This window comes from Streptomyces sp. B21-105 (genome assembly GCF_036898465.1).
In the GTDB taxonomy this organism is placed as follows: Bacteria; Actinomycetota; Actinomycetes; order Streptomycetales; family Streptomycetaceae; genus Streptomyces.
Genome location: NZ_JARUMJ010000001.1, coordinates 5,631,024 through 5,655,803, shown reverse-complemented (window position 1 = coordinate 5,655,803; position 24,780 = coordinate 5,631,024). Strand labels below are relative to the sequence as shown.

Annotated in this window: 26 protein-coding genes; 7 read left to right on the top strand and 19 right to left on the bottom strand. The window is 70.6% G+C overall.

Going from position 1 to position 24,780, the window contains the following annotated elements; translation table 11 throughout:
- The first annotated feature begins 78 nt into the window (after window positions 1–78).
- The 3 genes from QA802_RS25690 (at window position 79) to QA802_RS25680 (ending at window position 2,431) form a co-directional block, all read left to right on the top strand.
- A complete protein-coding gene (locus tag QA802_RS25690) occupies window positions 79–747 on the top strand; it encodes an MOSC domain-containing protein (RefSeq protein ID WP_334527065.1) in 669 nt (222 codons plus the stop codon).
- Window positions 748–842: 95 nt separating this feature from the next.
- Window positions 843–1,616 carry an SDR family NAD(P)-dependent oxidoreductase gene (locus tag QA802_RS25685; RefSeq protein ID WP_334527062.1) on the top strand — a complete coding sequence of 258 codons (774 nt, stop codon included), beginning with the start codon at window positions 843–845 and terminating at the stop codon, window positions 1,614–1,616.
- A 107-nt stretch (window positions 1,617–1,723) separates the two neighbouring features.
- Window positions 1,724–2,431 carry an ester cyclase gene (locus tag QA802_RS25680; RefSeq protein ID WP_334527059.1) on the top strand — a complete coding sequence of 236 codons (708 nt, stop codon included), beginning with the start codon at window positions 1,724–1,726 and terminating at the stop codon, window positions 2,429–2,431.
- A 247-nt stretch (window positions 2,432–2,678) separates the two neighbouring features.
- Here the strand turns inward: QA802_RS25680 and QA802_RS25675 are convergent, their stop codons facing one another.
- The 6 genes from QA802_RS25675 to QA802_RS25650 form a co-directional block, all read right to left on the bottom strand.
- Entirely contained in the window at window positions 2,679–3,455 is a 777-nt protein-coding gene (locus QA802_RS25675; protein WP_334527056.1) for a contact-dependent growth inhibition system immunity protein, read from the bottom strand.
- A gap of 117 nt (window positions 3,456–3,572) precedes the next feature.
- Window positions 3,573–4,088: a hypothetical protein gene (locus QA802_RS25670; RefSeq protein WP_334527053.1), complete on the bottom strand. Its 516-nt coding sequence runs from the start codon at window positions 4,086–4,088 to the stop codon at window positions 3,573–3,575.
- A 26-nt stretch (window positions 4,089–4,114) separates the two neighbouring features.
- Window positions 4,115–5,905 (bottom strand): RNase A-like domain-containing protein, encoded by a 1,791-nt coding sequence (locus QA802_RS25665; protein ID WP_334527050.1) that lies wholly within the window; start codon window positions 5,903–5,905, stop codon window positions 4,115–4,117.
- Window positions 5,906–5,967: 62 nt separating this feature from the next.
- Entirely contained in the window at window positions 5,968–6,282 is a 315-nt protein-coding gene (locus QA802_RS25660; RefSeq protein ID WP_334527047.1) for a WXG100 family type VII secretion target, read from the bottom strand.
- A 55-nt stretch (window positions 6,283–6,337) separates the two neighbouring features.
- Entirely contained in the window at window positions 6,338–6,754 is a 417-nt protein-coding gene (locus tag QA802_RS25655) for a WXG100 family type VII secretion target (RefSeq protein WP_334527044.1), read from the bottom strand.
- Between the two features lie 407 nt (window positions 6,755–7,161).
- A complete protein-coding gene (locus QA802_RS25650; RefSeq protein WP_334527041.1) occupies window positions 7,162–7,362 on the bottom strand; it encodes a helix-turn-helix domain-containing protein in 201 nt (66 codons plus the stop codon).
- Window positions 7,363–7,602: 240 nt separating this feature from the next.
- On the opposite strand from QA802_RS25650, the gene QA802_RS25645 reads away from it, so the two are divergent.
- Window positions 7,603–8,547 carry a hypothetical protein gene (locus tag QA802_RS25645; RefSeq protein WP_334527039.1) on the top strand — a complete coding sequence of 315 codons (945 nt, stop codon included), beginning with the start codon at window positions 7,603–7,605 and terminating at the stop codon, window positions 8,545–8,547.
- 68 nt (window positions 8,548–8,615) lie between these two features.
- Entirely contained in the window at window positions 8,616–8,777 is a 162-nt protein-coding gene (locus QA802_RS25640) for an ATP-binding protein (RefSeq protein ID WP_334527037.1), read from the top strand.
- Window positions 8,778–8,788: 11 nt separating this feature from the next.
- Here QA802_RS25640 and QA802_RS25635 read toward each other — a convergent pair whose 3' ends face one another.
- Genes QA802_RS25635 through QA802_RS25625 form a run of 3 tightly spaced genes read right to left on the bottom strand, consistent with a single transcriptional unit; the run spans window position 8,789 to window position 12,140 of the window.
- Window positions 8,789–10,267, bottom strand: coding sequence for a hypothetical protein (locus QA802_RS25635; RefSeq protein ID WP_334527035.1), 1,479 nt, complete (start codon window positions 10,265–10,267; stop codon window positions 8,789–8,791).
- Window positions 10,264–11,661 carry a KGGVGR-motif variant AAA ATPase gene (locus QA802_RS25630; RefSeq protein ID WP_319164344.1) on the bottom strand — a complete coding sequence of 466 codons (1,398 nt, stop codon included), beginning with the start codon at window positions 11,659–11,661 and terminating at the stop codon, window positions 10,264–10,266. Before QA802_RS25630 ends, QA802_RS25635 begins: the two co-directional genes overlap by 4 nt.
- Window positions 11,658–12,140: a hypothetical protein gene (locus tag QA802_RS25625; RefSeq protein ID WP_319164343.1), complete on the bottom strand. Its 483-nt coding sequence runs from the start codon at window positions 12,138–12,140 to the stop codon at window positions 11,658–11,660. The genes QA802_RS25630 and QA802_RS25625 overlap by 4 nt, the downstream gene beginning before the upstream one ends.
- A gap of 66 nt (window positions 12,141–12,206) precedes the next feature.
- On the opposite strand from QA802_RS25625, the gene QA802_RS25620 reads away from it, so the two are divergent.
- A complete protein-coding gene (locus tag QA802_RS25620; RefSeq protein ID WP_334527032.1) occupies window positions 12,207–12,626 on the top strand; it encodes a hypothetical protein in 420 nt (139 codons plus the stop codon).
- A gap of 94 nt (window positions 12,627–12,720) precedes the next feature.
- On the opposite strand, the gene groL is transcribed toward QA802_RS25620, so the two are convergent.
- From groL to QA802_RS25600, 4 genes are all read right to left on the bottom strand, one after another.
- The gene (gene groL / locus QA802_RS25615; protein ID WP_334527030.1) at window positions 12,721–14,346 is read right to left on the bottom strand and encodes a chaperonin GroEL; all 1,626 of its coding nucleotides are present in this window, start codon (window positions 14,344–14,346) and stop codon (window positions 12,721–12,723) included.
- Between the two features lie 111 nt (window positions 14,347–14,457).
- Window positions 14,458–14,766 carry a co-chaperone GroES gene (gene groES / locus QA802_RS25610; protein ID WP_057584642.1) on the bottom strand — a complete coding sequence of 103 codons (309 nt, stop codon included), beginning with the start codon at window positions 14,764–14,766 and terminating at the stop codon, window positions 14,458–14,460.
- A 416-nt stretch (window positions 14,767–15,182) separates the two neighbouring features.
- Window positions 15,183–16,067 (bottom strand): polysaccharide deacetylase family protein, encoded by an 885-nt coding sequence (locus tag QA802_RS25605; protein ID WP_443042293.1) that lies wholly within the window; start codon window positions 16,065–16,067, stop codon window positions 15,183–15,185.
- 77 nt (window positions 16,068–16,144) lie between these two features.
- Window positions 16,145–17,230 (bottom strand): polysaccharide deacetylase family protein, encoded by a 1,086-nt coding sequence (locus QA802_RS25600; RefSeq protein WP_334527027.1) that lies wholly within the window; start codon window positions 17,228–17,230, stop codon window positions 16,145–16,147.
- A gap of 91 nt (window positions 17,231–17,321) precedes the next feature.
- Between QA802_RS25600 and QA802_RS25595 the strand changes: the two genes are divergently transcribed.
- Window positions 17,322–18,497 (top strand): class I SAM-dependent methyltransferase, encoded by a 1,176-nt coding sequence (locus QA802_RS25595; RefSeq protein ID WP_334527024.1) that lies wholly within the window; start codon window positions 17,322–17,324, stop codon window positions 18,495–18,497.
- A gap of 14 nt (window positions 18,498–18,511) precedes the next feature.
- Here QA802_RS25595 and QA802_RS25590 read toward each other — a convergent pair whose 3' ends face one another.
- From QA802_RS25590 to QA802_RS25565, 6 genes are all read right to left on the bottom strand, one after another.
- Window positions 18,512–19,024 carry a hypothetical protein gene (locus tag QA802_RS25590; protein ID WP_334527022.1) on the bottom strand — a complete coding sequence of 171 codons (513 nt, stop codon included), beginning with the start codon at window positions 19,022–19,024 and terminating at the stop codon, window positions 18,512–18,514.
- Window positions 19,021–20,253, bottom strand: coding sequence for an RNA polymerase sigma factor (locus QA802_RS25585; RefSeq protein WP_334534877.1), 1,233 nt, complete (start codon window positions 20,251–20,253; stop codon window positions 19,021–19,023). Before QA802_RS25585 ends, QA802_RS25590 begins: the two co-directional genes overlap by 4 nt.
- Before the next feature lie 169 nt (window positions 20,254–20,422).
- Window positions 20,423–20,779: a YciI family protein gene (locus tag QA802_RS25580; protein WP_319164337.1), complete on the bottom strand. Its 357-nt coding sequence runs from the start codon at window positions 20,777–20,779 to the stop codon at window positions 20,423–20,425.
- Window positions 20,780–20,871: 92 nt separating this feature from the next.
- Window positions 20,872–21,852, bottom strand: a complete 981-nt coding sequence (locus QA802_RS25575; RefSeq protein WP_334534876.1) for an LCP family protein — start codon at window positions 21,850–21,852, stop codon at window positions 20,872–20,874.
- Window positions 21,853–22,064: 212 nt separating this feature from the next.
- Window positions 22,065–23,363 (bottom strand): glycoside hydrolase family 10 protein, encoded by a 1,299-nt coding sequence (locus QA802_RS25570; protein ID WP_334527017.1) that lies wholly within the window; start codon window positions 23,361–23,363, stop codon window positions 22,065–22,067.
- Window positions 23,364–23,596: 233 nt separating this feature from the next.
- The gene (locus tag QA802_RS25565) at window positions 23,597–24,658 is read right to left on the bottom strand and encodes a LacI family DNA-binding transcriptional regulator (protein WP_334527014.1); all 1,062 of its coding nucleotides are present in this window, start codon (window positions 24,656–24,658) and stop codon (window positions 23,597–23,599) included.
- Window positions 24,659–24,780 lie beyond the last annotated feature (122 nt).

The following is a 24,780-nucleotide window of genomic DNA, read 5'->3' as shown; positions in this document are numbered from 1 at the left end:
GCCGAGCATAAGGGAGGCTTGGGGCTCCGTGCGAATAATGCGTCGACACTTTGACACCCGGTCGCTTATCGTGCCGCCATGAGGCTTCTGTCCGTCAATCTGGGCCGCCCTGAGGCCGTGCCGTACACCGACCAGCCCCAGGGCCTGACCGGCATCGACAAGCAGCCGGTCGAGGGGCCCGTGCGGGTGTCCGCGCCCGGTCCGAAGGGCGTCGGGGCGAGCGGCCTCGCCGGGGACGCGGTGTGCGACCTGCGCCATCACGGCGGCGACGACCAGGCGGTGTACGCCTTCGCGCGCGAGGACCTCGACGCGTGGGAGCGCGAGCTGGGGCGCACGCTGGCTTCCGGCGCGTTCGGCGAGAACCTCACCACCACGGGGCTCGACGTGTCCGGCGCACGGATCGGCGAGCGCTGGCGGATCGGCTCCGAGGTGGTGCTGGAGGTGAGTGCCGGACGCATACCGTGCCTCACCTTCCAGGGGCATCTGGGCGAGCGGCGCTGGGTCCGGCGGTTCACGGAGAGGGCGGCCACGGGCGCGTACCTGCGGGTGATCACGCCGGGCGGGATCCGCGCGGGGGACGCGGTGGAGATCGTCCACCGGCCGGATCACGACGTGACGGCCCGTATGCAGTTCCAGGCCGTCACCACGCACCGGGAGCTGCTGCCCCGCACGCTCGCGGCGGGCGACGCCCTGCATCCGGAGACGCTGGCCGCGGCCCGGAAGTATCTGGCGCGGCACGGAGAGTGAGGCCTGACGGGGGATCGGTGCTCACGTGGCCTTCACCTTCGGAAGGGCGCGTGCAGAGAGCGGACGGACCCGCTCCGGGTCACTAACCTTCTGTCATGACAACGGCTCTCATCACGGGTTCGACCGCGGGCATCGGCGCCGCGTTCGCCCGCAGACTGGCGGCGGACGGGCATGATCTCGTCCTCGTCGCGCGGGACACCAAGCGGCTGCGCGAACAGGCGACCGAGTTGCACGACCGGCACGGCATCGAGGCGGAGGTGCTGACGGCCGACCTGGCGACGGACGAGGGCATCGAGGCGGTGGCCGTCCGCCTCGGCGACCGCAAGAACCCGGTCGACCTGCTGGTCAACAACGCCGGATTCGGCAACAAGGGCCGCTACCTGGACGTCTCCATGGCGGACGAGCTGACCATGCTCAAGGTGCACTGCGAGGCGGTGCTGCGGCTGACGTCCGCGGCGGCGGCCACGATGCGGGAGCGCGGGCGCGGGGGTGTCGTCAACGTGGCCTCGGTGGCGGCGTTCGTGCCGCGCGGGACGTACGGGGCGTCCAAGGCGTGGGTCGTGCAGTTCACGCAGGGCGCGGCGAAGGACCTGGCCGGTACGGGCGTGCGCCTGATGGCCCTGTGCCCGGGCTTCGTGCGCACGGAGTTCCACGAGCGGGCCGGGATGGGCACGGACAACATCCCCGGGTGGATGTGGCTGGACGCGGACAAACTGGTCGCGGCGGCGCTGCACGATCTGGCGCGCGGGAAGTCGGTGTCGATCCCCGACCCGCGGTACAAGGCGCTGATGGGGCTGGTGAAGGTGACCCCGCGGTCGCTGCTGGGCGGCGTCAGCTCGAGGACGGGGCGCAAGTACGGGCCTCGGTAGCAAGCACCGGCCCCCGTCGCGGGCCTGTGGGTGGACGGGTGGCGTCGGCGCTCCGGTGGGAAGATGGGCGTGTCTGAACACCGCCCAGGGGGGCCGGAGGCGACGTCATGACGTTCGTACAGCTCATCGACTGCAAGACGAGCCGGTTCGACGAGATGGACCGGCTGATGGACACATGGGTCGAGCAGACCAAGGGAAAGCGGACCGCCACGCACGCGGTGGTCGGCAAGGACCGCTCCGACGCTTCGCACTTCATCGAGATCGTGGAGTTCCCCTCGTACGAGGAGGCGATGCGCAACTCGAACCTTCCGGAGACCGGCAAGGTCTTCGAGGAGCTGGTGGCCCTGTGCGACGAGATGCCCACGTTCACCGATCTCGACGTCGTGCGGGACGAGCGGCTGTTCGCGGCGACGGCGCGGCGGTTCTTGGAGACGCTGGCCGCCCCGGGCGAGCTGGCGCCGCTCGACGGTCTGCTGGCGCAGGACTACCACCACCATGATCCGTCCAACGTGCAGGACGTGATCGGCATGGACGCGATGCGGCGCGAGGTCGAGATGTGGCGCGCCGGTTTCTCCATCTCGTTCACGGTCGAGGACCAGATCTCCGAGGACGACCGCGTGTGCACCCGCTGGACGTTCGACGCGACGCACCACGGTGAGTTCATGGGTCTCGCACCCACCGGCCGGGAGGTCACCATGACCGGGACGACCATCTGCCGGTTCGACGACGACGGCAGGATCGCCGAGACCTGGTGGCAGTACGACCGCCTGGGCCTGATGGCCCAACTGGGGGCACTGGACACGCTGGAGACCTGACGACGCGGCCCGCGCGGGGTGGGGGGCATAGGTCGTACCACGCTGTACCACGCTCTTCACTCAGCGCGTCCCGCGCGCGTCGCCGCCGCGGCGGGGCGCCGCCGACCGTCGCACAGCAGTACATCGAGCGACAGCCGGTGCCCCGTAAGCGCATGCGCACAGTGCTGACCCGGCCAAGATCAAAGGCAGACGCGCAGTTCGGACGAGAGGCCGTCGAGGAGCGGTCCCAGCTCGTCCGCCGGGAGAGTCACTCTCGGTTCTGCGTCGTGTCCGGTGCGTACACGGCGCGTGGGCCGGCCAGCCGGTGGGCGATCAGCTCCAGCCAGCCGCTCGGCGCGTACGGAGCCGGTGGGTCGACCTCCATTCCCAGCTCGGCCAGGGCCAGCGCGTAGTCGGGCTCGTCCAGGTCGAGGGCGAGCAGTTCATGGAGCTCGCCGACCAGCCTGGCGACCACCTGAGCGTCGGTCGTCGCCCGGTAGTCGTCGACCGCCGCGTCGTGACCGGCGAACCCGTCGGGCATGTTCTGGGAGAACCAGCCGCCGAGGAACTGCCCGAGTTCGGGGAAGCGGGCGCGCCACTCCCAGTGCGTCGCCGGGGTGGACGGAGGCGGCACCTCGCCCTGCTCGACGCTGAGCCTGATGTGGTCGGCCAGGCAGTACAGCCACTGCTGGATCTCGCTGTCCGGCAGACCGACGTCGGGCACAGGGTAGAACTCGCCCAGGCGCAGCCTCAGCCGTCCCGGCGGATGGTCCGCGTACTCCCGCAACTGGCGCTCGGCGACGGCGAGGGCCCATGGCCGGCTGTGCCAGGTCTGGCGCAGGTAGGCGGTCAGCAACACCCGCCCCACCGGCCCCTCCCGCGACGGCCACGACGCCTCGACGGTCAGACGCGCCCGGGTGGACCGGGCGAGCCAGCGGTGGATGAGCTGCTCGTTGGCGGTGACCACATGCTGGGTGGCCCACTGGGCGGTCTCCCGGTCGGGGTACGTCGACGTTCGGGTACGCCCAGGAGTCGTCTCGGACATGCCACCACTTTCACTGGGAAGGTACGAGGCGTCACGGAACGCCCATTCGACTGGATGAAGATTTGGAAGGCCGCCCTTCCTGGGATGTGCCGCGAACCTTCGGTCCTTGGTTTCCCTTCAGGCGTCCTCGAATCTCCAGGCCACCAGCAGCCGTTCCGACGTAACCCCGATCAGGCAGACGTCGTAGAGCGTGACGGCAAGGGAATTCCAGTAGAAGCCGGGCACCAGGAACTCCGCGTCCGGGCCGTCCTCGGCGTGACCATGATTCGTGAAGAATTCGACGGAATCGCCGACCGAGGCCAGGACATCGCGAACACAGCCGTCCCTGACCTCATCCGCTTCACGAAGCGACGGATCCGGCCCCTCGTAGAAGGATCCCACCGCGAGGAACTTCAGCAACTCCTCTGCACCTTCTGACGTGACCGGCATGAGGTTCTGCCTCACGAGCTCACCGGTCACAGCCTCGAACATCGGGACCGGATCAACACCGACGCTCTCCCCGCCACCGTCACCGCGAGTGAAGGCCACCAGGTCGTCAGCCCAATCCTCATGACTCCTGGGGGTCAGACAGACGACGGCGCAAAGCGGGTCGAACAGGGTGGACGCACACTCGGGCAGAGTTCCTACGCTCATGGACATCACTCACTCGGGTACACAGATCACTTGGGCATGGAAGTAAGGACAACGTAAGGCGGATCGATACCGTTTTTGTATTTGAGAATCACCTTGACGCTGTGGGTTTCATGAGCAGTCGTCGAACCGCTCGGGATTGTTCTTCCCGTGACATAGTCGAACTCCACGGGGTCCAGTTCGAGCTTCGAGCTGTCGGACCGTGGCCGCGAGAGCCACTTCTCAATCTTCTCTGGATTATTGACCCCGGCATTAGGTTTGCCGGCGTTCGCAGGAGTGTTGGACGGACCGATCTCGTCCATGGCGGTCTGCGTCGCCTTTTGGGCTGTGGCAAGGTTCGTGAACGTCGAAGCGGCGGCGATTCCCGGCTGGTCCCTCAGTCGGTTCACGAGTTGCGCGTCGGACTGCCCGACATGCTTGTCGATCACATGGCTTCCATGCACGCCCTCCTGGTTCGCCAGGTCAACCGTGTAGAAATGGTTGTCCTTGTCCTCCCCTGCAACCGTGTAGAGCGGCTGTCCCTTGAAGTCATTGAGCGAGCGAGCCCCGAATGCCTCGGCCCGTGCCTCTTCCGCAGAGTAGGTGGGGACGCTGTTCTTGGCCTCCTCCAGCGCTGGCTTCAGCTTCGCCAGCCCGTCGCCGAGGCTGTGTATCTCGCGGTTGTAGGAGTCCACCGCAGTGTTCAGGCGGCCCGTGTCGACGTTCGTGATGAACTCCGCCGCCAGCGCGGGGAGCTCGCCGATCAGTTCGAGGAGATCCTTGAAACTCTTCACCGCGAAGGTCTTGGTCGCCGCGTCCTTGTAGACGTCGACGATGATGGATCGGATCTTCGTCACTTCCGCACTGACCGCGTCGCACGCCGTCGCCACATCCCGCGCGGTGTCCTGCAGAACGTCGAGAGCGGGCTGCTTGCCCTCCTTGTGGGCCCACTTGTAGCCGTGATGCTCCTTGCCCCACGCCGTAGTCCCCCACATCGCCGAGCAGAACTGCTTCATCGCGCTCTGCCACTCGTCGTTCCCCATCGCAGGGTTGGTGATGTAGGCGATGGCGTCGTCGAAGGCCTCCGCGGAAGTCTTGGCGTCCTTGGCGGCCTGTCGCCAGACCTTGGCGATCTCCGGCAGGGCGACGTCGTCGCCGCCGGGCGTGATGTCCGCGACCTTGCCGTGGCGCAGGGCATGACTGAGGATCGGGCGGAGGATCTCGGCCCCGACCGTGGCTACGGCACCCGAGACTTCATCGATGACCGCGTTGCCCCAGCCGTCCTCACCCTGGGCGTTGCCCCAGCCGAGTTCGGCGACGGACCCGGACGCACGGGCGCTCTTCAGGACGTCCGGCGGGTTCTTCGTCGCCGGCACCGGGATCAGGGGGTGGAGGGTGTGGTCCGCCCGGACGTAGTTGTTCGCGGTGACCGTGAGGCCGACCGCAGCGCCGCCGACGCCTTGCGTCGTCCTGTTCCATACCTCGAGGAAGAGGACGGCGGTGTCGGCGTAGGCCTTGGCGAAGGCCTCGGGTCCGGTGCCACAGCCGACCGCGTGCTCGTAACCGTCGAGCCCCTCCACCAGCTTCGTGGCCTGGCCGGCGAAGTCGTACTGTGCGTTGCGCAACATGTACGAGGCGTAATGCACGTGCTGTGGCTGGACGTCGAAACCGACGATGTTGCCCGGCGGTGCGGGCTTCATCGCCTGCAGTTCAGCGGCGCGTCGGTGGCGGTCCGAGCCCGTGTCGCCACGGGAGATGTCCTTACCGGCGGGGTCGGTGAGGCCGCCGGGCGACGGATGCGGCGTCGGGCCCGCACCGCCGGAGCCGGAGGGCTGGGGCACGCCTCCCCCCGTGGACGGGGTGGGGGTCGGACTCGCGGAAGGCGCCGGAACCGGTGTGGCCATCAGAGCGCACCCCAGCCGCGCAGCACCGCCCGATGCGCCGCCGTGTAGTTGAGCTGCCCGGTGGTGACGAATTCGTGCAGCCACTTCTGGGCCGCTTGCAAATCCTGGGCCGACCGGTCCCACTCGTCGAGCTTGTCGACGAAGACCTCTCTGGTCTCGCCCTTCCACGACAACACCACAGGCTCCACCCGGCCGTAGAGCGCCTCCAGCTTCTCGTTGAGCTTCTTGAGAATGTCCTCCAGGTCGGTGGCCAGTTCCTGAAGCGCCGCGAAGGAGACGGTGATCTGCTCCTCGGGTGCCGGCCCGTTCGACATGTTCCCCCTTGGTGACGTCCGCGTCGGCCGCTCGAAGCGTGGCGGGCGTGGCCTGTCAGTACTCGTCGAAACTGCTGCGCGGAGGCGTCGCCCCCTCCACGTTCGGCGTGGAGAGCCTGTCGACCTCGCTGTCGACGTCCACGCTGACCTGGCGCATCCCGGCGAGCACATCGAGATCGGTCTCGGAGAAACCGTCCCGGCTGAGCCGTACTGCCTCCTCCAGCAGCTTCACGACTTCCCGGATGCGTACGGCGTCCTCGGCAGCCGCACGATGGAAGTCGCGGTACGCCGACCCTGCCGGGCCGCGCCAGCCCGCTTCGATCCGGTCCACGATCGCGTCCATGCGTGTGACCTGTCCGTCCAGGTGATCACGCATGTCGCCGAGGTCGCCCGCGAGCTTCGTCAGGTCGCCGGCGGTCGCCTTGAGATCCGGAGTACCGCCCTGCGGTGAGTCGGCTCCGTGCTGTCCCATGCTCTGCGCCCGCCCCTCGGTGTCGTGCGCCGCTGATCGACAGCACCCCGCACCCCGCACCCATCAAACGCCCATCATATGATCTGACTTTCTCGCATCCGCCTTTGACATACCGGCCGTTGCATAGGAGATGGCGGCGCGTGCCGTGCGGGGTGTGGGGTATGGAGGGCGCGGAACGGGTCCCAGCACGCGCCGAGGCCCGGCGTCCCCGGTGGAACGGGACGCCGGGCCTCGGTGGTGGTGCGGCGGCTGACCTGGGTCAGTGGGAGTGGCCACGGCCGTCGGCGGCTCTTCCTCGTCCACAGCTATATGGGTGAGAGACCGCCTCGACGGGCTGTGGTGCGACGAGGACTTCGCGGACTGGTACCCGCGTGACGGGCGTCCAGGTCTCTTGCCTGCGCAATTGGCTACGTCTGTGAGCCGCAGTTCCTGCTCGGCCTGACGGGCGCGATCTGGGCCTCGCCGTATCCGACCCGATCCCCCAACTGCGCCTGCGTGAGCCCGGCCACCTCCCGCATCAGCTTCATCTGACGCCCGAAGCCGCGCAGGAAGTCCCCGTCCGCCTCAGGCTCCGCGCCACCCGCGCCCGAGTCCGCGCCACTGCCCACCCCGCCTCGCTCCCTCGCGACTCCCCTGTCTGTGATCGCAGGTTAGGAGCGGCCCTGCTCAACAGCAGTTCGAACGACACAAGTTGGTTCGTGTGGGTGAAGGCCCCGCGAAAAGCTTTCTTCACTCAACGCGTCCAGGTGCACACGCTCCGTGCTGTACCGTCAGCACGAATACGGCCCTCGCAACGGGTGCAACCGTTCGCGAGGGCCTGAACCACCAGTGGATATCGAGGCTCCACCGTGATTTACCGTCACCATATCGCGCCCCCGCGCGCCTTCACTCAGTTCTCCCACGACCTCATCCGGCATCCCCGGCTCTCCTCCGACGCCGTTCGACTCCTCACCTGGCAGCTCTCCCTCCCCGAGGGAGCGCGCGAACCCCTCTCGCGCACCGCCGAACGCGCCAACATCGGAGCGACCGCCTTCACCCGCGCCAAGCGCCAGCTCAAAGACGAAGGCTTCGTGCACGAGCGCCGCCTTCAGGGGCCCGGCGGCCACTGGGTCACCCAACAGCTCGTCTCCAGCGTCCCGTTGGTCGCCGCCGAGGCCGCCAAGATCCTCGCGCGGATGCCCGTAGCACCGGCATCGTCCGTATCGCCGCAGGTCGCGCCGAGTCCCCCATCCCCGACCGTCGGCGACCCGACTCCTCCGCCCACCGACGGTTATCCCCATGGCGACACCCCTGAGAACACCCCCAACCGTCCCCCCAAACCCCCCACCGGCACACCCGCAAGCCCGGAACCGAGCCCGGAGCCGAGCCCGGAAACCCTCGCCGCCGCCACCACCCTCGTCGCCGCCTACCCGACCCTCTCCCCCGACCTGCGTCACATCCCCCACCCCATGCGGGCGGAGCTGACCGCCCTCACCGCCCGCTGGCTGGAAGCGGGACACCCGCCCACCGTCATCCGCACGCACATCCTTCGCGGCCTCCCCAACGACGGCACCCCTGTCCACCGCCCCGGCGGCCTGCTCCGACACCTCCTCCGCGAGGTCCCACCGCCGCCCGCCACCACCCCCAGCCCAAGCCCCAGCCCCACGTCCCCGGACCGCACCCCCGGCCCCCGCCTCTCCGCCCGCCTGACAGGCACCCGCGAATGCGAAGGCCGCCACATCCAACCCAGACTCTTCCGCCCGGTCGGCGACGAGAACCTGTGTCCGGCATGCACCGCCTTCCCCGTCCGATGAGAGCTCACGGCCTCTGGCAGTCCTGAGGTCAGGGCATCAGAGACGGGCCGTACACCCGCGGGGAGCGGTTGCCCGGGCAGGAGTCCGCCGAACCCGACGCGGAACACGGACGTGGGCTGATCCTCGTGGCCGCGCTCTGCGAGACGTGGGGCGTCGTCCCGCGTCCGGGCGGGCGCGGCAAGACCGTGTGGGCCGTGGTCGCCGCACCGCCGCTGACGGACCACGGCTGAGCGGACCGGCGTCAGCCGGCCACCCTCGGCACGCCCCCCTTGCGGCCCACGTTGAAGGCGATGCGGTAGACGTCCGGCAGGTCGATCCGGCCGTCACGGCGGCGACGCATCACGCCCAGCGAGATCAACTCCTCGATCAGCAGCTCCGGGTTCTCCGGATGACGCGGGCCGGTGCGGACCAGCGTCTCGTCGGCGGGGTCGCCGGGCACGTACCGCTCGGCCTCCTTGCGCAAGGCTTCCACGAGCCGGGACTCCTCCCACAGAGCCTCCACCTTCTCCTGCTCGACCGGCACCTGGCGGCCCGCCAGCGGTTCGATCGCCCGCCTCACCCACGGCATGTCCTCGCCGACCTCGGCGACCCGCGTCTCCGATGCCGTCTGCACCCCACGCCGGATCCCTTCGTGATGGAGCGCGAACTCATGGCCCGCGTACTGGTCCCGGGTCTCCGCCAGGGCCTTCTGCAACGCGCTCAGGAAACTGCGCGGGCTGACCTGCTCGACCCCGTCCATCAGGTGGTTGGGGAGCCAGGTGAAGGTGTGTCCCTTACGGAAGTTGGAGCCCATGTAGGGGCCGGCGATCAGGGTGAACTGCTCGGTCTGGAACTGCTCGTCGCCGCTGAGGAGCGCGGGCGGAACATGGCGTCGGCCGTCGGCCTCGGACTGCCAGCCGCCGGTGAGCTGCCGGAAGCGGGTCGCGAGGTCGCCGTCGTGATTGCCCAGGGTGTGGAAGAGCAGGCCGTACAGATTGGCACGGGACCACGTCAGGGCCGCCGCGTTCGACGTCAGTTTGGAGGCGTCGGGGAAGTGCAGCAGCGCACCGTCGTACATGTCGGGGCGGATGAACACCTTGAAGCGGATGCTGCGGGTGCCCAGACGCATCGCGAGCGCCAGCTCCAGGATGCCGCTCACGAGCCGGTCGGCCTGCGCGCGGACCCGGTGCAGATGCTCCAGGGCGTCGAAGAGGATCAGGTGGGTGACGCGGTTCTCCTGCGCCTCCTTGTCGACGCGCTGCACCGTGCGCTCGACCGCGCCGGGGTTGTTGCGCACCCAGGCGGCCTTGTCCCGCCATTCGGGAAGCTCCCGCAGCTCGGGCTGGCCGAAGGCGGTCAGCAGCACGGCGTACCAGAGGTCGTAGGGGCGGACGCCCTCCTCGACCAGCTGCCGCAGATTGCCCGACCCGGGGTACAGGTGGGGCTCCAGGGCGGCCCCGTATCCGCGCGACACGTTCACGCGGCGCAGGCGTTCGATCCCGTACTCCTGAGCCGCGATCTCCCGCAGGTTCTCGTCCTGCAGCGAGCGGTACCAGAAGGTCTTGCCGACGCCTCGGCCACCGCGGACCACCGTGCTGTCGACGTACAGAGCCGCACGGTGGGTGTCCGGCGTGAACAGGCTCTGGACGCTCGGCTCGGCGGTGTCGGCGTCGTGCGCCTCCGGCAGGGCCGCCGCCAGAAGGTCGCGGTACTCCTGGACGCCCAGTGCGGGGGTGTTCATCGCGGTCCTTCGCTGTTCTGCGGATCTGCGGTGATCAGAAGAGTGGCGGTGGGCAGGAAGTCCCGGTACGCGGCCTGCACGAAGGCACGGTCCTGCCAGCCGGGCGCGGTGACGGCGTCCAGACCGACCAACCCCGGCTCGAACAGGATGGGGATGGGGTGGTGCGGAGCCGACTCGTCCTCCAGGAAGGGGGAGAACGTGTCGGGGTCCAGTGCGTTGGTCTCCGGGTCGACGACATCGTCGTCGTAGAGCAGCGCGAAGCACTCCCAGGCATGCTCGCGGAACGACTGGAGGTAGGCCCCCTGGGGGCGCAGCGGAGAGTCCGGGACCATCGAGGCCACCATGCGGAGCTTGTCGCGGACGGCCGGCGCCTGCCCCGACGTGAGCCAGGCCTCGAACAGGTCCCCGTAGCCCTCCCAGGTCTGGGCGTTGTCCGTGCCGAACAGCAGGGCCAGGTCGCACAGGCGGGAGATGATGACCGCCGCGATGTCGTGGATCCCGGCCCGGCTGTCGAGCAGGACGACATCGGGGCGCCGGCCGCTTTCGCCGTCCCGGGCCACCGCCTCCTCGCAGGCGCGCACGGCCTGCTCCAGCCGGTCGGCGAAGTCGGCGCCGGGGACGTCCGCGTACGCGCGGTTGAGCTTTTCGACATAGGCGTAGGGGACACCCGGCGCGCCCCGGCCGCGGGCAGGCGACACCCAGAGCTCGCCGCGCCCGCCACGGGGTGCGTACCCGGTGCGGACCACATGGTCCAGCCCCTCCGCGTTGCCGACGGCCGACTCCACGAGCAGGTCGATGACGCCGTGGGCGGGCAGTTCCGTGCCTTCGGCGACCAGCGGGCCCACGCCCGGCGACTCCAGGTCCAGGTCGACGACGAGCACGATGTGGCCCTGGTCGGCCAGATGGCGGGCCAGGACGGCGGTCGCCGTGCTGCGTCCGACACCGCCCTTGAAGCCGTAGAGCGCGGTGCGGTGGGTGCGGGAGCCGTCCGCTTCGGGAGCGGGAGTGGACACCTGCGCCCAGTCCTCGCCGACCACGGTGTTGTCGAGGATCCGGACACGTCCCCCCGGGCGCTCCGGGTCCTTCACGGCTCGCTCGGACCCCAGCAGGCCGTCCGCCGAGAAGAGACCGGACGCCGCCATGAGCGGGCGGTCCGCGGCATACCGGCCCAGCTCCCGCACGAGACGCGGGCCGTAGCCGGCCTCGGGGTCCTCCAGAGCGGGCGGCAGGGGCCGCGTGCGGTCGTCGACGATGAGGGTGAAACGCCCCAGGACGTCGCGTACGACCAGGACGTCCACGCCCGCGTCCGCGATCTCGTGGGCCAGTGCCAGTGCGCGTGGCCGCGCCTCGGCGAAGCGGACCGGCCGGCCAGCCGGTTCGGAGGCGAGCGTCACGGCAGCCTTCCGGTGATCAGTGCCTGCTCGTGCAGGCCGAGAATGTCCTTGGCCACGGTACGCCGCTGTTCGACGTCCGCCTCCACGACGCCGCTGCCGTCGAGATAACGGTCGTCGACCGCCCACGCGTCGAACGCGGTCAGCCCGCCGAGCGCGGCGGACAGCCGGGTCGCCGACCTGCCGTGCGTCAGCAGAGCCACATCGGTGGCCACCCACGGCAGGTGACTGTAGGTGTGGGCGGCCCTGCCCGTCGCCGGGTCCTTGATCCAGGGGGACTTGGACGGCAGCCCTCCGGGCTTCTTCGGATCCATCGTGGCCGCGGTGAAGCGGAGCAGCAGACTCTTCAGAGCGCACTCGACCGCGAAGCCGTAGTGATGGTCGGCGTTGGGCAGCCGCGCGCCGTCCTGGAGGAAGACGCCGTCCTTGTAGTGCCGGACAGCGGCCTGGGCGTAGTGGTGTTCTGCTGGGTTCACCGACACCCGAGGGATCATATGGCGCGGACAACCCGAATGGCGTAGCTCACCTCGGCTGCGAGCCGTCCGCGCGTGTCCGTGAACTCCGTCCGCCGCACCACCCCGGTGCCCTGTCGCGACCTGGCCGGAACCGTCATCACGCGGCGGGGTGACAGTGACGGGCGCTGGTGGACCTGGGCAGGGCACCGGGCGAACGCCACGCTGGCCGCCTCCCTCTCGTCCGTCGACCTGAGGCACCGGTACATCGACGACCGGTTCATCCGGCTGCGCGACGACGTGACTCCCCAGGGGTGGCGGGCCGCCGTGGCGGATGCCGAGGCAGGGCTCACCCTGCCGAACGTGGACGTGCGTGCCGTGCGCGGCCTGAAGCTCGCCGAAGCCCTCCCTCAGGGGCTGGCGGAGGCCACCCTCGCCGCGCGACTGGCGGACGAGGAAGGGGCCCGGGCCGTGCTGGCCGAACCTGTCAGGTTCCTGGTGCAGCAGAACGGCTGACGGAGGGCACCGAACAGGGCCGCACGCGCCGAGGCCCGGCGCCCCGGTGGAACGGGGGGCCGGGCCTCGGCGGTGGTGCGGGGGCTGACCTGGGTCAGTGGGAGTGGCCGTGGCCGTGACCGCCGGCGGCCGGCTCTTCCTCTTCCTTCTTCTCGACGACCAGGGTCTCGGTCGTCAGGAGGAGGGAGGCGATGGAGGCGGCGTTCTCCAGGGCGGAGCGGGTGACCTTGACCGGGTCGATGACGCCGGCCTTGACCAGGTCGCCGTACTCGCCGGTCGCGGCGTTGAAGCCCTGGCCCTTGTCGAGCTCGGCGACCTTGGAGGTGATGACGTAGCCCTCGAGGCCCGCGTTCTCGGCGATCCAGCGCAGCGGCTCGACGGCGGCCTTGCGGACGACCGCGACACCGGTGGCCTCGTCGCCGGTCTTGTCGAGGTTGCCCTCGAGGACCTTGACGGCGTGGACCAGCGCGGAGCCACCACCGGAGACGATGCCCTCCTCGACCGCGGCGCGGGTCGCGGAGATGGCGTCCTCCAGGCGGTGCTTCTTCTCCTTCAGCTCCACCTCGGTGGCGGCGCCGACCTTGATCACGCACACGCCGCCGGCCAGCTTCGCGAGGCGCTCCTGGAGCTTCTCGCGGTCCCAGTCGGAGTCCGTGTTCTCGATCTCGGCCTTGATCTGGCCGATGCGGCCCGTGACGTCCTCGGAGCTGCCGCCGCCGTCGACGATGGTGGTGTCGTCCTTGGTGACGGTGACGCGGCGGGCGGAGCCCAGCACGTCGAGGCCGACCTGGTCGAGCTTGAGGCCGACCTCCTCGGAGATGACGGTGGCGCCGGTGAGGACGGCCATGTCCTGCAGCATCGCCTTGCGACGGTCACCGAAGCCCGGGGCCTTGACGGCGACCGCGTTGAAGGTGCCGCGGATCTTGTTGACGACGAGGGTGGAGAGCGCCTCGCCCTCGAGGTCCTCGGCGATGATCAGCAGCGGCTTGGAGGAGTTGGTCTGGATGACCTTCTCGAGCAGCGGCAGCAGGTCGGCGATCGAGGAGATCTTGCCCTGGTTGATGAGGATGTAGGGGTCCTCGAGGACGGCCTCCATGCGCTCCTGGTCCGTCACGAAGTACGGCGACAGGTAACCCTTGTCGAAGGCCATGCCCTCGGTGAAGTCCAGCTCCAGACCGAAGGTGTTGGACTCCTCGACGGTGATGACACCGTCCTTGCCGACCTTGTCCATCGCCTCGGCGATGAGCTCGCCGACCTGCTGGTCCTGGGCGGACAGCGCGGCGACGGCGGCGATGTCCGCCTTGTCGTCGATCGGGCGGGCGGTCGCGAGGAGCTCCTCGGACACGGCCTTGACGGCGGCGTCGATGCCCTTCTTCAGGGCGGCCGGGGACGCGCCCGCGGCGACGTTCTTCAGGCCCTCGCGCACCAGCGCCTGGGCGAGCACGGTGGCGGTGGTCGTACCGTCGCCCGCGATGTCGTTGGTCTTGGTCGCCACCTCCTTCACCAGCTGCGCGCCGAGGTTCTCGTACGGGTCCTCGAGCTCGACCTCGCGGGCGATGGTGACACCGTCGTTGGTGATGGTGGGGGCGCCGAACTTCTTGTCGATGACGACGTTGCGGCCCTTGGGGCCGATCGTCACCTTGACCGTGTCGGCAAGCTTGTTGACGCCGCGCTCGAGGGCGCGACGGGCGTCCTCGTCGAACTTCAGGATCTTCGCCATGGGAGCGGTTCAGCCCTCTCGGAAAAAGTGGGAGAAACGAACTGCGCCCCCGGCACCCGGCTTCACAAACACGCGGGGCCAGGAGCGCAGTTCACTGCAAAACTGGGTGAATTACTTCTCGATGATCGCGAGCACGTCGCGAGCCGAGAGGACGAGGAACTCCTCGCCGTTGTACTTCACCTCGGTGCCGCCGTACTTGCTGTACAGGACGACGTCGCCGACCTTGACGTCGAGCGGCAGGCGCTCGCCGTTCTCGAAGCGACCCGGGCCCACCGCGAGGACAGCGCCCTCCTGGGGCTTCTCCTTCGCGGTGTCCGGGATGACCAGGCCAGAGGCGGTGGTCTGCTCGGCGTCGAGCGGCTGGACCACAATGCGGTCCTCGAGCGGCTTGATGGCAACCTTGGAGCTGGTGGTCGTCACGATCCGACCTCCCCCTTCGGAGATCTCACGGGGCTAACTGTCTGAGGTGGCGACCAGGTGGATCCGTCGTCGCGGGTGCCGGACCTGCCCGTCGCGTTTGGCACTCTCCAGTGGGGAGTGCCAGACCCGAGACTATGACCGCGATTAGCACTCGGTCAAGCGGAGTGCCAATGACGGCGGCGCGTCGGCCCACTTTTCGCTCACGTGAGTGTCCTCGTTGCCCCGGTGTTCGTGTGGGCCCGCACCGGGGGCTGCCGCCCCCCAGACCCCCCGCTTCGGCCCTGGACGGGCCTCGTCCTCAAACGCCGGACGGGCTGATCTTCCCGACCCCTCGTACTCGCCTGACGCATGCCTGCCCGACTCGGGCTCGCCTGACGTATGCCCGCCTGGCGAAGGCTCGCCCCGGGCGCCGAGGCCTAGACGTAGTCCTCCAGGCGGGCCACCGTCAGGTGCCCCTGCTGGATCTGGCGCAGGAGCCGCGTCGTGCGGTCCTTCAGGTCCGGGGCCGTCGTCTCGTCCGGGGCGACGGCGATGACGTCGCCGGGGCGGAGGCGGTGGGGACCGTGGGCGTAGGTGAGGCCCGTGGGGCCCATCGAGGCGCGCCACAGGACGACGGCCGCGATGCCGCAGTCGGCGGCGGCGCGCCGAGTGGTCGTGTCGTAGACGCCGTAGGGAGGACGGAGGAGGCGGGGGCGTTGGCCGAAACGGGCGCGCAGCTTGTCCTGCTGACCGCAGATCTCGGCGCGCTGGCCGGCGTAGGGCAGGCCGCGCAGGGCCGGGTGGTCCAGGGTGTGGTTCTGGACGCTCGCCCCGACCGACTGCAGCCGGGCCAGCCGGCCGTAGCCGGGGCCGATCACGCTGTCGGTGAGGAACATGCTGACCGGCAGGCGCAGTTCGCGCACCATGTCGACGAAGCGAGGGTCGCGTTCGGCGCCGTCGTCGTAGGTGAGGAAGACGACCCTGTCGTCGGTCGGGACGTGGTCCACGACCGGCGGGAGAGCCGTCCCCGGGCTGCCGGCCGGGGAGCGGGCCGGACGGGCCGGACGGGCCGGGGCGGGGGTCAGGGGGGCCGTCAGACCCCAGCGGCGGTAGGCGGGCTGACCGGCGGCCCTCCCCGGCGCGCCCGCCGAGCCCGCCGAACCTGCCGCGTCCGCCGGGCTCGCCGAGCTCGCCGGATGGACCCGGGCCGCTGCCTTCCTGCCCAGCCGTTCGATCGGGTCGACGGACTGGGCGCAGCCGCTCAGGGTCGTCAGGACGAGCACGACGACCGCGCCGAGCGCGACGAGCGGGATGGACGGGATGGACTGGATGGACGGGACGAGCGGGACGAGCGGGACGGCCGTCCGTCGCGCGCTCTTCTGCCGCGCCCTCAGCGCCCTCACAGGTAGTCCTCCAGACGGGCCACCGCGTAGCCGTTCGCCGTGACCTTGTCCAGGAACCGGCGGACCAGGTCCGGCATCGTGCCCTTCCACTCGCCCCGGCCCCGGAAGTGCGTCAGCACGATGTCACCGGGGTGCAGGTCCCGGTCCCCTTCGCGGTACTCCCAGTGGTCGACGAAGACCTCCTCGCCCCAGAGCGGCGCGTAACGCACGCCACAGCTCTTCGCGGCGCGCAGGGTGTCCTGGTCGTAGTTGCCGAAGGGCGGCCGGAAGAGGGCGGGGCGGGCCCCGTAGCGCTTCCGGATCACCTCCTGCATCCCGCAGATCTCGTGCTTCTGACGGGCGTAGGAGAGGGCCGGCAGGTAGGGGTGGTGCAGCGTGTGGTTGTTCAGGGCCACCCCCCGGTCCCGCATCTCCTTGAAGTACCCGTAGTCGTCCTTGATCAGGTAGTCGCTGAGGAAGGCCGTGTACGGGATCTTCAGCTCGCTCATCATGCGCAGGAACGCCCGGTCCTTCTCGGCGCCGTCGTCGATCGTGAGGAAGACGACCTTGTCCTCGGTGGGGACCCTGGTGAAGACCGGCGGGAGACCGAGCTTCTCGTGGTCGTCGACCTCGAAGCCCTTGCGGGTGGTGATCTCCGGCTTGCGCGCGGGCGGCGCCGGGGGCGTCAGCGGGACCTTCCCCAGACCCCAGCGCCGGGCCACGGCGACCCTGGCCCGGTGGGCGGCGCGCAGCCGGGCGGCGTACCCGTACAGGGCGCGGGCGGGCGCGACCGCCGGCGGCGCCGCCTTCTCCGGCTGCTGTCCGGCCGCGGGGCGGGTCGTACGGCCGTCACCCCCTCCCGCGCAGCCCGACGCGACGGCGGCGAGCGCGAGAACGGCGACTAGGCTCCCGAGCCCGGCGCGGGTCCCGCGGCCCCGGATTCCCTGGCGGACGAGGGCATCTGTGCGGCGGCGGGCCTCCGAGCGGGGGCGGATCCCCGTCAGGCCGGGGATCCTTGTCCGACAGGAGCCGGTTTCTGGGTGCGGGCGGCGACGGGACGGCCCATCCAGGCCGTTTTTGTCATCTTGTACGACAGGTCCCATGGCGCCGGATCTTCGCAGTCGCCCCCTCCCGAACCCGGGCCGACACCGCCGCCTGCGGCGCGCTGTCCACCGACTGGCCCACAATGACCCGGTGAACGACCTCGCCTCCCTGCGCACTCCCGAGGGCCGCGCCCTCCTCGACGCGGTGCGCGGCACCGCCCCGGCCGACGAACTCGCCGTCGCCACCCGGCTGCGCCGCGAACACCCCGCCGACCTGGTCTCCGCGGCCCTCGGCCAGGCCCGGCTGCGGCAGCGGGCCGCGGCGAAGTTCGGGGCGAAGGACGCGGAGCGGATGTTCTTCACGCCGAACGGCGTGGAGCAGTCGACGCGGGCGAGCGTCGCCGGGTACCGGGCCGAGCGGATGAAGGCGCTCGGCGTGACCTCCGTCGCCGACCTGTGCTGCGGGATCGGCGGGGACGCGATCGCGCTGGCCCGCGCCGGGATCCGGGTGCTGGCCGTGGACCGGGACCCGGCGACGGCCGAGGCGGCGCGGGCGAACGCCGAGGCGCTCGGGCTGAGCGAGCTGATCGAGGTGCGGGAGGCGGACGTCACCGAGGTGGACACCGCCGGCTACGACGCCGTCTTCGTGGACCCGGCGCGCCGAGGCGGCCGCGGGCGCATCTTCGACCCCGAGGCGTACTCGCCTCCCCTGTCGTGGGCGGTGGGCGCCGCCCTCGCCGCTCCGCGCGCCGCCCTCAAGATCGCGCCGGGTGTGCCGCACGAGGCGATCCCCGCCGAGGCCGAGGCCGAGTGGATCTCGGACGGCGGGGACGTGAAGGAGGCGGTGCTGTGGTTCGGGACCGCCGAGCCGGGAGCCGTCCGGGCGACGCTGCTGCCGGGCCCGCGCACGCTGCTCGGCGCCGGCCTGCCCGACCCTGACGTCCGGCCCGTCGGACGGTATCTGTACGAGCCGGACGGCGCCGTCATCCGGGCCCATCTGGTCGCCGAGGTGGCCCGGGAGCTCGACGGCGGGCTCGTCGACGAGACGATCGCCTATGTCACGGCCGACGAACTGCGCCCCACCCCGTACGCCGCCGCCTACGAGATCACCGACCAACTCCCGTTCGGGGTGAAGAAGTTGAAGGCCCTGCTGCGGGAGCGTGAGGTCGGCGTCCTGACCGTGAAGAAGCGGGGGTCGGCGGTGGAGCCGGAGGAGCTGCGGAAGAAGGTCCTCCCGAAGCCGCAGGGGCCCCACTCGGCGACGGTGTTCCTCACACGAGTGGCGGGCGCCCCGACCATGCTGATCGGAAGGCCCGCCACCGTCTGACGCCCCTCAGGCCGTCAGTCGTCCTCGTCCTCGCACAGGTCGTCCGGCAGCATGTGCCGCGCCACCTGAAGGAGCCGCTCCACGCGGGCCGGAGCCGTCTCCACCTCCTTCACCAGCCAGTAGGCGAGGAGGGCGCTGCCCTTCGACGCGCCGGACAGGATCTCCTCGTACAGCGACCAGGTTCCGGCCCTTACCGCGTCCTTGCAGGCCTCGGCGAGGTCGTCGTCGTCCACGATGACGAACGACCAGAGCAGATCGAGGAACTGGTTCCGGGCCGCCGGCGTGGTGGTCCGGTCCGCGAGACCGGCCATCAGCACCCGGGCGACGGGGACGACCGTCGGCGTCGCCCAGCTCTCCTGCAGCACGTGGAACTCGATGTCCCTCGGCCTGGCCTCGTCCCGCGTCTGTGCGCGGGCCATCCGCAGCAGTTCCCCGGGCACGTGCTCCGCGGACTCGCAGCTACGGCACCGGAGCGCGGACCAGTCGTACAGGCCGATCTCCAGCTCCATGGCGCTCATGGCTTTCATCCGACCACCTCTGCGGCCCGGCGCAGCAGCAGGTGGCGTTCGCGGGCGCTGGACGTCAGTGCCGCCGCACGTTCGAACTCGGCGCGGGCCTCCGCCGTGCGGCCGAGGCGGGACAGGAGGTCGGCGCGGACGCTCGGGAGCAAGTGGTAGTCCCGCAGGGCGGGTTCGGCCGTCAGGGCGTCGACGAGGGCCAGGGCGGCCGCCGGGCCCTCGGTCATGGAAACGGCGACCGCGCGGTTCAACTCGACCACGGGAGAGGGGAACCGGGCCGCGAGCAGCCCGTACAGGGTGGCGATGGCCGCCCAGTCGGTCTCGTCGTACGTGTACGCGTGCGCGTGGCAGGCGGCGATGGCGGCCTGCAGGGCGTACCGGCCCGGGGGCGCGCCGGCGGCTGCGCTCCGGGCGCGGTCGAGGGCGGTGATGCCGCGCGCGATCAGCATGCGGTTCCAGCGGCGGCGGTCCTGGTCCTTCAGCAGGACGGGCGTGCCGTCGGGGGCGGTGCGGGCGGCCGTCCGGGACGCCTGGAACTCCAGCAGCGAGACGAGGCCGTGGACCTCCGGCTCCTTCGGCATCAGCGCCGCCAGCTGCCGGCCCAGCCGCAGGGCGTCCTCGCACAGGGCCGGGCGCAGCCAGTCGTCGCCGGCGGTGGCCGCGTACCCCTCGTTGAAGATCAGGTAGATGACCTCGAGGACGGAGCCGAGCCGGGCCTCGCGGTCGGGACCGTACGGCACCTCGAAGGCCACGTTCCTGGTCGCCAGAGTCTTCTTCGCGCGCACGATCCGCTGGGCGACCGTCGGCTCGGGGACCAGGAAGGCGCGGGCGATCTCCGGTGTGCTCAGGCCGCCCAGCAGACGCAGGGTGAGGGCGATGCGGGCCTCGGCGGAGAGCACCGGATGGCAGGCGTTGAAGACGAGCCGGAGCAGATCGTCGTCGATGTCGTCGGGGTCGGCGGGGTCGGCGGGCGGGGCGGTCGTGGTCTCCAGGTCGCGGCCGATCTCCTGGAGCTTGCGGGAGTGGGTCTCGCGCCGGCGGACCAGGTCGACGGCACGGCGGCGGGCGGTGGTGGTCAGCCAAGCGCCGGGACGGTCCGGCACTCCGTCGCGCGGCCACTGCTCCAGCGCGGCGACCAGGGCGTCCTGCGCCAGTTCCTCGGCGACGCCGACGTCCCGCACCACGCGCGCGACGGCGGCGATGACACGGGGGGCCTCCAGACGGAAGACGGTCTCGATGGCCGTACGGGGGTCCGGGGCGGTACGGGAATCCGGGGCGCTGCGGGAATCCGGGGGCGAGCCTGGGGCCGAGGGCGTACGGGGGCCCGAGGGCGGGCCGGGGTTCGGGGCGGGCTGTCGTTCCACAGCTCACCATCGAACACCCGGCGCCCGTTCAGGCCAAGAAAGCTCAGCCCTCCGCGATCTCCCGCACCTCGCAGGTCACCGTCCAGTGCTCCTCGTGCACCTTCAGAAACCGCTTCGTCCATTCGACGGCCTCGGCCATGTCCTTGCACTGCATGATCGCGTAGCCGCCGACGACCTCCTTGGCCTCGGTGAAGGGCCCGTCGGTGAGGGTGATCTTCCCGCCCTCGTAGTGCGCGCGGACGCCCTGCGCGGACGGTGTCAGCCCAGCGGTCTCCAGCATGACGCCGGCCTTGGTGACCTCCTCGATCAGCTCGCCCATCCGCTGCATCAGCTCCGGGCTGGGGCCCTCGGCGGGGGCGGTGGCCTCGTCGATCTTCACGAGCGACAGGTAACGGGGCATGGTGACTCCTCGGGTGCGGTGAGCCGGGTCCTTCCCGGCCTCTCCCCCCTGCGTCGAACGGCGACGGGCCGGATCGACACGTTCACCGGAATCTATTTCAGCGACTCCCACAGCGCGCTCGCCGCCGGCTCCTGGGCGATCACCCGGTTGGGGTCGGAGGGGGCCGGCACCACGGGCAGGGTGACCGTCCGGACGTTCCCGGCCGACAGGCCCTTCAGGCTGCCGCCGAATTCCGTCAGCTCGGCGAGCGAGTCCAGGCCGGTGTCGGTGGTGAGGCTGCCGGTGAGCGCGTCGGCGACCTCGTACAGCCTGGTGGGGCTGGCGAGGAGGTCGGTGGAGGCGATCTGCGCCAGCAGGGCCTTCACCAGGTTCTGCTGGAGGCCTATGCGGCCGAGGTCGCTGCCGTCGCCGATACCGTGCCGGGTGCGGGCCAGGGCGAGGGCGCGGGCGCCGTCCAGATGGTGGGTGCCGGCCGCGAGGTGCAGGTGGCTGTCGTCGTCGTCGATGTCCTCGTCGGTGGTGACGGTGACGCCGCCGAGCGCGTCCACGAGTTCGGCGAAGCCGGAGAAGTCGACCTCGACGTAGTGGTCCATGCGGACGCCGGTGACCGACTCGACCGTCTTGACGGCGCAGACCGGGCCGCCGACCGCGTAGGCGGTGTTGAACATCGCCCCGTACGCCGTCGCCGTCGAACCGCCGTCTGGCAGCGGGCAGGACGGCCGGGTGACGAGGGTGTCGCGCGGGATGCTGACGACCGTGGCCGTCGTGCGGCCGGCGTCGATGTGCACGACCATCGCCGTGTCGGAGCGCGCGCCGGTGCTGTCGCCGCCGCCGAGCTCCTGGTTCGCCGCGCCGCTGCGCGAGTCCGAGCCCAGCACCAGGACGTTCACGGCCTCGGTGGGCAGCGGTGAGGCGGACGCCGAGCCGGACGGGGCCGGGGTCGGCGTCGGGGTCGGGGCCGTGAGGGCCTTCGCCGGGCGGTCGTCGCCGAGCGCGTTGTCTATGTCGACGCTCTTGATGTTGCCGTTGAGGTGCCAGTAGGCCCAGCCCGCCGTCCCGACGCCCGCCACCATGACGGCGGCCAGCGTGAGGCCGGCGGCCTTGAGTGCTCTCGACCTCCGGCCCGCCCCGCTGCCGGTTTCGCCGTGCTCCTCGAGTGCCGTCACGAGTCCCCTCACAGGAAAGCGAGTTCCCCCATTAGAAGGAACGTACGTCCGAATTATGAGGGGACGGTGAGGAAGGGAACCGTCGACGCGCCTTCCGCGGGAGAACTCACCGTTCCGGCTCAGCCCAGCGTCACCGTGGGCGCCGGGTTGCTCCCGCTCCAGTTGGCGTTGAACCCGAAGCTCACCGAACCGCCGTCCGGAACGGTCCCGTTGTACGGGGCGTTCGCGCACGACACGGCCGCCCCCGACTGGGTGCAGACGGCGTTCCAGGCCTGGGTGATCTGCTGGCCCGCGCCGTAGGCCCAGGTCACCTTCCAGGACGACAGCGAGGCGCCCGAGCAGGAGATCGTCACGTTCCCGGTGAACCCGGTGTTCCACTGACTGCCCACGCTGTAGGCCGCCGTGCACTTGCCGGTCGGTACCGGCGTGGTCGTGCCGCCGAGCGCCTCCGAAATGCCGTAGTACGCCGGTTTCGGCGCGTAGTTCGCGTCGTAGGGGGTCGCCGCGCCCTGCCCCGGGAAGGTGCTCTCCACCCAGGAGTCGGAGTCGGTGAAGCCCCAGACGGTGAGGTTGACGCAGCGCGTGACGGCGGCACAGGCGGCGGTGACGGCCTTGTAGTCGGCCTTCTGCTGCGCGAGCTTGGCGCTGTCGGAGGGCAGGTTCATCCGGATGTCCAGCTCGGTGATCGCCACGTCCACGCCGAGGTCGGCGAAGCGCTGGATGTTCTGCTGGAACGTGGACGGCACCTGACCGAGGATCAGGTGGGCCTGCAGCCCGACGCCGTCGATCGGGACGCCCCGCTCCTTCAGCGACTTGACCAGGTTGTACAGGGCGGTCGACTTCGCGTTGACGCCCTCGACGTTGTAGTCGTTGACGTAGAGCTTCGCGGCCGGGTCGGCGGCCCGCGCCCGGGTCAGGGCGGTGGCGATGTAGTCGGCGCCGAGGCCGTTGTACCAGAGGGTCGGACGGTACGTGCCGTCCTCGTTGAACGGCTCGTTGACGACGTCCCAGGCGGCGATCTTCCCCTTGTAGCGGCCGACCTCGGTGTCGATGTGGTTCTGCAGCAGCGTGCCGAGCTGGGCGGACGTCCAGCTGCCGTTGGTCAGCCAGTTCGGGTTCTGGCTGTGCCAGACCAGGGTGTGGCCGCGCACCTGCTGGTCGTGGGCCTGGGCGAACGCCACGATCTGATCCGCCTCGGCCCAGTTGAAGACGCCCTGCGTCGGCTCCACCGAGCCCCACTTCATGGCGTTGCCCGGGGTCAGTGAGGAGAACTGCGCCCCGGCGATGTCGCCGTAGGCGCCGGTGAGCTTGGAGCCGGTGACGGCGGTGCCGACCACCTTGCCCTTGGCTGCGCCGAGGTCGCGCAGCGGGGCGTCGGCGGCGTGGGACACGGGAGCGGCGACGAGCAGGGCCGCCACCGCGGCGGCGCCGGTGACCAGGGTGGTGAGCCGGGTCCGCAGCGGAAACGACCCGGGGGAAGTCCCGGGAGAAGTCCGGGAAGGAGTCCCGGGAGAAGTCCGGGGAGAAGTCCGGGGAGAGGTTCTGGAGGAGCTCATTGCGGGGCCTCCGAAAGTTTCGGCCGTTCAACCGATTGACTTCGGTGGAGTGTGGAGGCGTCCCGCACGCCCGTCAATAGGTCAACTCCCGGAGGTCAGCTTCCGGCGGGCGGCGCACCCGTGCTCGTCCGCACCACGAGGCTGGTGGCCAGCTCCACCCGCGTCGACGTCGGCGCCTCCCGCGAGGCCGACCGGCCCAGTTCGAGGACCAGCCGGGCAGCCGCCTCGGCCATCTCCGTCAGCGGCTGGCGCACCGTCGTCAGTGGCGGGCCGACCCAGCGGGCGACCGGAAGGTCGTCGAAGCCGACCACGCTCACGTCCTCCGGGATACGCAGGCCCAGTTCGCGGGCCGCCTCGTAGAAGCCGAGCGCCTGGAGGTCGTTGCCCGCGAAGACGGCCGTGGGCCGGTCCGGGCGGTCGAGCAGCTCGCGCCCCAGGAGGTAGCCGGTCTCGTGGTGGAAGTCGCCGGTCTTGATCAGGCCCGGCTCGACCGGCAGGCCGGCGGTCTCCAGCGCGGCGCGGTAACCGTCGATCCGGGCCCGGCTGCACATCATCTGCGGCGGCCCGCTGATCGCCCCGATCCGACGGTGCCCCAGCTCCACCAGATGCCGGGTGGCGGCGAGACCGCCCTGCCAGTTGGTGGCCCCGATGGAGGGCACGTCGGCCCCCGGGTCGCCGGCCGGATCCATCACCACGAACGGGATGGAGCGGCTGGTCAGCAGCGCCCGCTGGGACCCGTCGAGCCCGGACAGCACCAGCACCACGCCGTGCGGACGGCGGGCGGCGACCTGGTCGGCCCAGGTCCGCCCCGGAGTGAGCCGTCCGGCGCTCTCACTGAGCACCACGCTCAGCCCGGCGTCGCGCGCCACGTTCTCCACGCCCCGGATGACCTCCATCGCCCAGGCGCTCTCCAGCTCGTGGAAGACGAGGTCGATCAGGGGGGAACGGGTCGCCTCCGCGCGGCGGCGCCGGTAGCCGTGGGTGCGCAGCAGCTCCTCGACGCGGGTGCGGGTGGCGGGCGCGACGTCGGCACGGCCGTTGAGGACCTTCGAAACAGTCGGTGCCGACACGCCGGCCTCGCGGGCGATCTCCGCGAGCGTCGCGGTCTGCGTCTGCCGCGCTTCTGTCCGCGTTTCTGTGGGCTCCGAGGGTGTCATGGCGGCGATCGTATCGTCACGCGACCTCTTGACGAACCCATGTCGACGCCATAGGTTCCCGGAACATTCGGAATATGCATCGAAACATTCGACAATACTCGACAGGGCCCGCCCTGCCGGAC